At 70.4% G+C, this 8,037-nt stretch carries 8 protein-coding genes; 3 read left to right on the plus strand and 5 right to left on the minus strand.

The features are described from left to right. Genes VHU88_09890 through VHU88_09900 form a run of 3 tightly spaced genes read right to left on the minus strand, consistent with a single transcriptional unit; the run spans position 1 to position 2,779 of the window. Positions 1–1,245, minus strand: a complete 1,245-nt coding sequence (locus VHU88_09890) for an acyl-CoA dehydrogenase family protein (GenBank protein ID HEX3611985.1) — start codon at positions 1,243–1,245, stop codon at positions 1–3. Beyond that, positions 1,242–2,399: a thiolase family protein gene (locus tag VHU88_09895; protein ID HEX3611986.1), complete on the minus strand. Its 1,158-nt coding sequence runs from the start codon at positions 2,397–2,399 to the stop codon at positions 1,242–1,244. Before VHU88_09895 ends, VHU88_09890 begins: the two co-directional genes overlap by 4 nt. Beyond that, positions 2,396–2,779 (minus strand): OB-fold domain-containing protein, encoded by a 384-nt coding sequence (locus tag VHU88_09900; GenBank protein HEX3611987.1) that lies wholly within the window; start codon positions 2,777–2,779, stop codon positions 2,396–2,398. The genes VHU88_09895 and VHU88_09900 overlap by 4 nt, the downstream gene beginning before the upstream one ends. 140 nt (positions 2,780–2,919) lie before the next feature. Between VHU88_09900 and VHU88_09905 the strand changes: the two genes are divergently transcribed. The 3 genes from VHU88_09905 to VHU88_09915 are packed head-to-tail and all read left to right on the plus strand — an operon-like array spanning position 2,920 to position 7,131. Further along, the gene (locus VHU88_09905; GenBank protein HEX3611988.1) at positions 2,920–4,464 is read left to right on the plus strand and encodes an AMP-binding protein; all 1,545 of its coding nucleotides are present in this window, start codon (positions 2,920–2,922) and stop codon (positions 4,462–4,464) included. Continuing rightward, the gene (locus VHU88_09910; GenBank protein ID HEX3611989.1) at positions 4,461–5,453 is read left to right on the plus strand and encodes a hypothetical protein; all 993 of its coding nucleotides are present in this window, start codon (positions 4,461–4,463) and stop codon (positions 5,451–5,453) included. The genes VHU88_09905 and VHU88_09910 overlap by 4 nt, the downstream gene beginning before the upstream one ends. 1 nt (position 5,454) lies before the next feature. Then, on the plus strand, positions 5,455–7,131 hold the full coding sequence (locus VHU88_09915; protein HEX3611990.1) for an AMP-dependent synthetase/ligase: 1,677 nt from the start codon (positions 5,455–5,457) through the stop codon (positions 7,129–7,131). 18 nt (positions 7,132–7,149) lie between these two features. Here the strand turns inward: VHU88_09915 and VHU88_09920 are convergent, their stop codons facing one another. Then, positions 7,150–7,416 (minus strand): excalibur calcium-binding domain-containing protein, encoded by a 267-nt coding sequence (locus VHU88_09920; GenBank protein ID HEX3611991.1) that lies wholly within the window; start codon positions 7,414–7,416, stop codon positions 7,150–7,152. Then, positions 7,413–7,898 carry a DUF4236 domain-containing protein gene (locus VHU88_09925; GenBank protein ID HEX3611992.1) on the minus strand — a complete coding sequence of 162 codons (486 nt, stop codon included), beginning with the start codon at positions 7,896–7,898 and terminating at the stop codon, positions 7,413–7,415. Before VHU88_09925 ends, VHU88_09920 begins: the two co-directional genes overlap by 4 nt. Between the last annotated feature and the right edge of the window lie 139 nt (positions 7,899–8,037).

The following is an 8,037-nucleotide window of genomic DNA, read 5'->3' on the forward strand; positions in this document are numbered from 1 at the left end:
TCAGCCCTTGGGCAGATCGGCGAACGGGACGTCCTTGTCCACCCGCGGCTCGGCAGGCAGACCGAGGACGCGTTCGGCGATCACGTTGCGCTGGATCTGGTCCGTTCCGCCGGCCAGCCGGTAACCGGGGGCGCCGAGCAGATGTTCGGTCCAGGCGAAGGTCCCGTCGCCGTGGTCCGCGAGAATCTGATGCCCCAACAGATCGGCGGCGAGCTCGCCGGTGCGCACCAGCAGGTCGGCGGCCACGAGCTTCCCCACCGAGCCCGCCGGGCCGGGGGAGACGCCTGCCGCAGCCGCCCGGGCGACCCGCTGCGCGGTCCAGGCCTTCAGCACACTGCGCACGTACAGGTCGGCGAGTTGCTGGCGCACAACCGGATCTGCGCTGAGCCCCTGTGCCTGGGCCAGCGCGAGCAGGTCGTCGAACGAGCCGCCCTTGCGCCGGGTGCCGGTCCCGGAGGCCTGCCGCTCGAACGCGAGCGTCGCGGTCGCCACCGCCCAGCCCTGGCCGACCTCCCCGACCCGGAAGGAGTCCGGGATCCGAACCTGGTCCAGGAACACCTCGTTGAAGCTGCTGCCGCCGCTCATCTGGCGGATCGGCCGCACAGTGAGGCCGGGCAGGTCGAGCTGGACGAGGAAGGCCGTGATGCCGGCGTGCTTGGGGACGGTCGGGTCGGTCCGTGCGAGCAGCAGGCCCAGGTCGGCGTGCCTGGCCCCGGAGGACCAGACCTTCTGCCCATCGAGGACCCAGTCGGGCGCGCCGTCCGGTCCGTCGTCGCGGACCGCGCGGCAAGCCACCGCGGCCAGGTCGGATCCGGCGCCGGGCTCGCTGAACAGTTGGCACGCCAGCAGGTCGGTGCGCAGCAAGGGGGTGAGGAACCGCTCCCGCAGTTCGGGGGAGCCGTAGAGCGCGAGCGCCGGCGCGACGAGCCCCGTGGTCACGCTGATCAGTTCGGTCGACGGTGGGACGGCGAAGGACGCCTCCAGTTGGGAGAACAGCACGGCGAAGGACGCCGGCAGGCCGCCGCCGCCGTGCTCGACCGGCAGGGTCAGCGCGCCGTACCCGGCGTCGTAGCGGGCCCGGCGGTAGTGGCGGATCGCGGCGAGGAGGTCCGTCTCCTGCTCGTCGCTCAGGTTGCGGAACACGGCCAGGTCGGGCGAGCGGCTGGCCGCGGCGGCCGTGCCGGCGGCGCCCTGCAGCCACGCGCGGACGTCGGCCGCCCAGGTCTGCGGGTCCGGGATCGTCATCGGTCCGGCCGCATCAGCACGGTGCACGCCGAGACGCCGGGCGCCCCGTAGACGTGGGTGAAGCCGATGCGTGGATCGCCGCGGACGGCGGTTCCGGCGGCGCGGACCTGCAATTGCCGGACGACCTCGTGCACCTGCCGCAGCCCGGAGGCGCCGATCGGTTCGCCATTGGCCAGGCAGCCGCCGTCGGTGTTCACCGGTAGCCGACCGGTGGCCTCGGTCGCGCCATCGGTGAGCAGCGCGGTCTGCTCCCCGTCCCGGCACAACCCGGTCTCCGCGAGGTGGATCAGCTCGGAGCCGCAGTCGGTGTCCTGGACCTGGGCGACCTGCACGTCCGCGACGGTGATGCCCGCCTGCCGCAGCGCGTCCTGGGCGGCCGCACGGGTGGGACTACCGGAGCGATGGGGTGCGAGCCAAGGACTGAACACCTCGAACGATCCCGGTCCGCGGGTCCGGACGGCAACCGACGCCAGTCGTACCGGTGCCTCGCACAGGTCGAACGCCCGTGCGCCGCGGGCGAGGATCAGCGCGACGGCGCCCTCGTCGGGCTGGCAGAACATGAGATTGGTCAGCGGGTCGGAGACCATCGGGGCGGCCAGTACCTCCTCCGTGGTGAGTGCGCGACGCCGCCAGGCGTTCGGATTGGCGGCTCCGCCCCGGCTCGCCCGTGCCGCGATCTGAGCCAGCGTCAGGTCGGGGACGCCGTGCTCGTGCAGGTACCGCCTGGTACGCATCGCGAAATACTGGGTGGTGACCATCAGCCCGGTGGTGCCGTACCAGGCATCGAGTCCGTAGGACGCCGGGTCGGCGGCGAACGCACCTCGCTCGTGCTTGTCGAAGCCGATCACTGCGGCCACCTCGCCCTGCCCGGCGCGCAGGGCGTTCGCAGCGGTGGCAAGCGCGACCCCGCCGGTCGCGCAACCATTGCGGACCCCGGTGAATGCGACGCCGGTGAGCCCGAGGCGCGCCACCAGCGCGTCCGGCTTGCCGGTGTTGGAGCCGCCGACCGCCACTTCTACCTTGTCCCACCCCAGCCCCGCGTCGGTGAGTGCGGCGCGCGTCGCCACGACGGCCATGTCGGCACCGGTCACCCCCGCGTGCCGGCCGAAGGGATGGATGCCGGCCCCGATGACGTAGACCTGATGCGCGTTCATCGGGCGAAGGCGTAGGTGAAGTGCCCGCCGGGCGCGGTTGCGCGGACCAGGTGTACCTCGGCGCCGATCGCCGGTTCTCCGTCGCTGCATTGCAGCAACGATTCGACCAGCACCTCGCCGAGGTCGACATAGCCGACCGCGTACGGCAAGAACCCGTCAGCCGGCGCGAGGTACGGCGCCTTGGGTTCGAAGCGCTGGATCGTCCACGTCCAGATCCGTCCCTGCGCCGGCAAGGTGATCGGGGCGGGATCCTCGGCCGCGCAGTGCGCGCACTGCCGGGCCGCCGGGAACTGCACCGTCGCGCACGCGGTGCAGCGGCTACCGGCCAGGGCCAACGGGTCGAGGGACGCGAAGAGCTCCGGGGCCAGAGGCCGGCTCACAGGGTCTCCCGAGGTCCGCGGTGCCGCTGAATCCAGAACTGGTGTCGATGAACAGTAACACTTCGGACCGGTTCTGCCCCATACTTTCTTTATAGTGATACCACTTACGATTCTCGCCCACCGACGGCACCGGAGGACGGATGTACCTGGCCGGGATCGGCCCCCGTGCGGAGCAGGATCCGCACAGGCTCGCGGTCCGCGACCGCACCGGCGATCTGTCCTGGAGCCGGCTGGCGAACCAGGTGCGGGCCGTGGCCGGACGGCTGCTGGCAGCGGATGACGGTCGGTCCCGGGTCGGCGTCACCGGCGAAAACGCCGCGGCGACCTTGGTCACCCACCTTGCGGGCCTGCTCACCGGAGTGGGGACAGTGGCGCTGCACCGGCAGGGCACCCCGAAGGAACTCGCCCAGGAACTCACCGACACCGGCTGCACGGTCGCTGTGACCGGCGCCGGCTCGTTGCCGGCGGTCCTCGAGGCGGCGGCCCCCGTCGGCCTGCACGCTGTGATTGTGCACGGGACGCCGGCGCCGGAACCGGCGCTGTTGTGGGAGGACTGGGTGAACGGGCCGGAGCCGGAGTTCGTGCTCGAGGGGCGCCCGGCCCGACCGGTGTTGGTCTTCACCTCCGGCACGACCGGGCGCGCCGGTGCGACCGAGGTCTCCTGGGTGCGGGGCGCCGGCGCGTCGGATGCCCGCGCCTACGTGGAGGAGATCGCGGCCGAGTCGGGCTTCCCGGACGGCCCTCATCTGGTGGTCGGACCGCTGCAGCACAACGGGCCGCTCACCAGCCTGCGCCACCTGCTCTCCGGGCAGCCCGTCCTCGTGCTGGACCGCTTCGACGCGGAGGAGGTGCTGCGCCTTGTCCAGGAGTTCGGCGTCACCTCGACCGTGATGGTCCCGACGCACTTCACTCGCCTGCTCGCTCTGGATGAGAGCGTCCGCGTCCGCTACGACGTGCGCAGCCTGCGGCTCGTCGCGCACACGGGCTCCACCTGCCCGGAGCCGGTCAAGCGCGCGATGATCGACTGGTGGGGTCCGGTGTTCGTCGAGGCCTACGGGGGCTCGGAGCTCGGGACCGTCTGCCGAATCGACAGCCGGGAATGGTTGGCGCACCCGGGTTCGGTCGGGCGGGCCGTGCCGCCGCTGATCATCGAGTCCTACGACGAGGCCGGCCGGGCGCAGCCCCGCGGCACTGCCGGCGTCCTCGGGATCACGCTGCCCCCGGGGCGGGCGGTGCGCTTCTTGGGCGACGGCGCGAAGAGCGCGAAGGCCTACCTGGCGCCCGGGGTGGCGACGCTCGGCGACGTGGGGCACGTCGATGCCGAGGGCTTCGTGTTCATCACCGACCGCGTCAGCGACATGGTGGTCTCCGGCGGAGTTAACCTCTATCCGGCCGAGTGCGAGCAGGTGCTGATCCGGCATCCGGACGTCCGTGAGGTGGCCGTGATCGGTGTCCCGGACCCGGATCTCGGCGAGGCGCTGCTGGCGTTGATCGTCCCGGTCGGCCCGCTCGACGCGGCAGAGCTGGACCGGTTCTGCCGGACCGAGCTGGCCGGCTACAAGTGCCCGCGGTCCTACCGGGCGATACCGGATCTCACCCGCGACGAGATGAGCAAGGTCGACAAGCGAGCCCTACGTGCGCCGTACTGGTCAAGCCAGCCAACAATGAGCGAGGACGTGCAATGACCGTGGAAACACAGCGCTTCGGCGATTTCGGTTTCGCGCCGGTGGTCGGCACCTACACCCCGAAGTTCGCGTCCCTGACGCCGGAGACGTCCATCGCCGGACTCTCTTTGCAGTCGCAGTATCTCTACGGCGGCTTCCAGGGCGAGTCCGGGGCCATCTACGTCCTGGAGCGCAAGTTCATCGGCCCGATGACAGGCGGGTGCTACATCCTGCACAACAGCGGCGGTCGGATGGAGCTGCACGAAGGCTCCCACCGCAGTGCCAAGGGCGAGATGGTGCGGACCATCGAGCCGGACAGCCGGCGCTGGGTCGCCAAGGGCATGCTCTCGGGTCCGCACGAGGAGCCCATCGACCTGCGCATCACCGACGACGACCTGCAGTGGGACGAGGGCGGGCTGATTTCGCTGCGCGGCTCGCGACCCACGCTCGGCGCGCAGTTCCTGACCCAGATGCGCGACGACCCGCTGGCCTACGCCAGCCAGCCCTACTGGCTGACCGGGACGATCCTGGGCGAGGCGGTCGAGGGGCCGATCTTCTTCGACCAGGTGTACTTCCGCCACGGCAGCGAGTGGAAGGAGTACCCGTACTACACCGACGTGCAGGTGGTCTGGAACATCTTCGCGAACAAGTACACCGACGGGACGATCGAGTTCGGCAACATCACCAAGGGCCGGGGGCGCTGGGGCGCCGGCATCATTGTCGAGGGCGCGATCCCGGTGGCCGAGGCGGCCCGCGTCGGGGCGGAATTCGACGTCGATGCCGACGGCTACGTCACTGGCGCGAGCTACGATCTGGGCCCGGCAGGAGTGTGGGACTTCATCGGTGATCCGAACCAACAGCTGAGCGGATTCAACAAGGCGCGTTGGGGTGGCTACCGCGCGCAGGGCGGAATGACCCGGCGCCGTGGGGACGACCGCGAGGTCGTCACCGGCTGGACGTGGGTCGAGGCGTTCTCGGACCGGATGAAGGACGAGGAACTGGTGCGCTGAAGTGACGCCAGATCAGATGCGCGATCTGGTGCGCGGCCAGACCGTGGCCGGCCTGTTCGTGAACGCTGTGCGCGAGTTCGCCGACCGGCCGGCCCTGCGGGCCGCGGGCGGCGAGGTGACCTGGAGCTACGCCGAGTACGGCCGGCAGGCGGCCCGGGTGGCCGCGGCCTTGCGCGGCCTCGGGGTCGGACCCGGCGACCGGGTGAGCCTGCTGATGCGCAACTGCCCGGAGTTCCACGCGATCGACATGGGCACGCTGCTGCTGCGCGCCACCCCGACCTCGATGTACTACAGCTCGGCCCCGGAGCAGATCCGTTACCTCGTCGAGCAGGTCGAGTCCCGGGTCGTCGTGGCGGACGGCCCGGCCACCCTCGAGCGACTGATTGCGGCGCGCCCGTACGGAGGGCTGCCCGAGCACGTCATCGTGCTCGACGACCCGCAGGGCTCGGCGGGCGCCGAGGTGCTCCGCTACGCCGACCTGCTCGGCGCCGACGCTCTCGACCTCGATGCCGCGGCGGCGGCGGTGTGCCCGGAGGACATCGCGACCATCATCTTCACCTCGGGGACCACCCGACCGGCCAAGGGCGCCCGGCATTCGCACGCGGGGATGCGGGCGATGGTCGAGAGCCTGTTCATGGCCCTGGGTCCGGACTTCCGGCACAAGCGGTTGGCGTCCTACCTGCCGATGGCGCACATCGCCGAGCGAGGGAACACCCTCTACCTGCCGCTGCGGGCCGGCCACGAGGTGACCACGGTCGGGGACGTCACGGCCCTGGCGCAGGCGCTGCCCGCCGTCCGCCCCCAGTACCTGTTCGGGCCGCCGCGGATCTGGGAGAAACTCTGGGCCGGCATCCAACATGTCCGGGCCTGCGCCGAGGTCGAGCCCACTGTGGCGGAACTGCTCGCCACCGTGTCGCTGGACGCCGTCGAGATCGCCGTCACGGCTGCCGCGGCCATGCCGCCGACCGTGCTGGACGGCTACTGGGAGTTGGGTCTGCGCCTGGCCGACGGCTACGGCATGACCGAGTGCGGCCCCGGCGCGCTGGACGTCCGGGCGCCCCGGGTCGGCACGGTCGGTCGCGTCCTGCCCGGCACCCGGATCCGGTTGGCGGAGGACGGCGAGATCGAGCTGGACAGCGCGGCCATGTTCGCCGGCTACCTCAACGGCCCGGAGCGGACCGCGGAGGTCTTCACCCCGGACGGTTGGCTGCGCACCGGCGACGTGGGCAGCCTGGACGCCGACGGCTACCTCACGCTGGTCGACCGGAAGAAGGACCTCATCATCACCGCGGGCGGGAAGAACATCGCGCCCACGCAGATCGAGTCGTTGCTGGTGCGCCACCCGCTGGTGTCCAGCGCGGTCGCGATCGGCGAGGCGAGACGCTACATCTGCGCGCTGATTGTGCTCGATCCGCTGAACGTCGGGCCGTGGGCGGCGGCCCGGGGCGCGGCGCCGGATCCGGTCCGGCTCGCGGAGAATCCCGACCTGCTCGCCGAACTCCAGGCCCACGTGGACGCGGTCAACGCCGAGCTCTCCAGGGTGGAGCAGGTCAAACGCTTCGCGGTGCTGCCGGGATTCTGGATGCCGGACTCGGAGGAACTGACCCCGACCATGAAGGTGCGGCGCCGGGTCGTCACGGCCAAATACGACTCGCTGATCGAGACTCTCTACGTCTGACTCAGGCGAGGTGGAACGTCACGCCTTCTCACAAGCGATGCCGTCTTCGTCGTGGTCCAGCTTCTTGTTCGCGCTATACAGCGACGCGCTCACCTTGAACGTGGTGTCCGGCTTGCCGCTGGTCCTGTCCTTCGCACCCTTCGTGCCGACGCCATGCTTGTAGACCTTGTTCATGGCTGTGCAGTTCTTGTACGTCTTGACCGTTGCCGCATCAGCGGCCGATGGCATCAGCACACCAGCACCGACCATGCCTACCGTCAAAGCGGTGGCGACGAGCTTCCTCATTGGCTCTCCCGATTGGTGCCGCCTGAGTGGTCCTCGACCGTGAGGGACGAGAAGTCCAGGCGAGCGAAGCGACGTGCCCGCATCTTCCGGTTGGCGTGAGAGTCCGGCGACAAGAAGAACCGAGAATCGGGGGTAGTCGTGTCGCGCTCATGCCACCACATGGCGATGACAAGGCGTACCTGCTTCGGCTTCATGCCCGCAGACCTCAGAGCCTTGAAGTCCGCCATCGAGGGCCGACGTGACGGGTCGATGGTCAGTTCCGTGCGACTCGGAGCAACGTGGCTGGCAGCCGCCTTGGCTCGCTGCGGCGCGTTGGGCTTACTGCCGACGATCTCCACGTTCCGTATGCCCGTGCCGGTCACGGATATGGTGCGCTGAACCTTGCCGTCGGCCCGCTTGGTGACTCGGAAGCCCGGCACTCCGGCCGAGACACCGATGCCGCTCTTGGAGGCGGTGAACCGGATGGGGCCGATCTTCTTCACTTACGGAAGTACGTGCTCATGGGCGGGCTCCGAGTGCTTGCGTGGTTCGAAGGTGACGACTCAGCTTGGGCAGTTCTCTTGGTCGAGCACATCGGGTGAACAGCCGGGCCGACCTAGCCGAGTGGCCGCCTCCGGCGCG

Source organism: Sporichthyaceae bacterium, assembly GCA_036269075.1.
GTDB lineage: Bacteria > Actinomycetota > Actinomycetes > Sporichthyales > Sporichthyaceae > DASQPJ01.

Excerpts from the sequence above, each read along its gene's own strand:
- VHU88_09920 (HEX3611991.1), bottom strand. The coding sequence starts at position 7,416 with ATGAGGAAGCTCGTCGCCACCGCTTTGACGGTAGGCATGGTCGGTGCT.
- VHU88_09890 (HEX3611985.1), bottom strand. The coding sequence starts at position 1,245 with ATGACGATCCCGGACCCGCAGACCTGGGCGGCCGACGTCCGCGCGTGG.
- VHU88_09910 (HEX3611989.1), top strand. The coding sequence starts at position 4,461 with ATGACCGTGGAAACACAGCGCTTCGGCGATTTCGGTTTCGCGCCGGTG.
- VHU88_09905 (HEX3611988.1), top strand. The coding sequence starts at position 2,920 with ATGTACCTGGCCGGGATCGGCCCCCGTGCGGAGCAGGATCCGCACAGG.
- VHU88_09895 (HEX3611986.1), bottom strand. The coding sequence starts at position 2,399 with ATGAACGCGCATCAGGTCTACGTCATCGGGGCCGGCATCCATCCCTTC.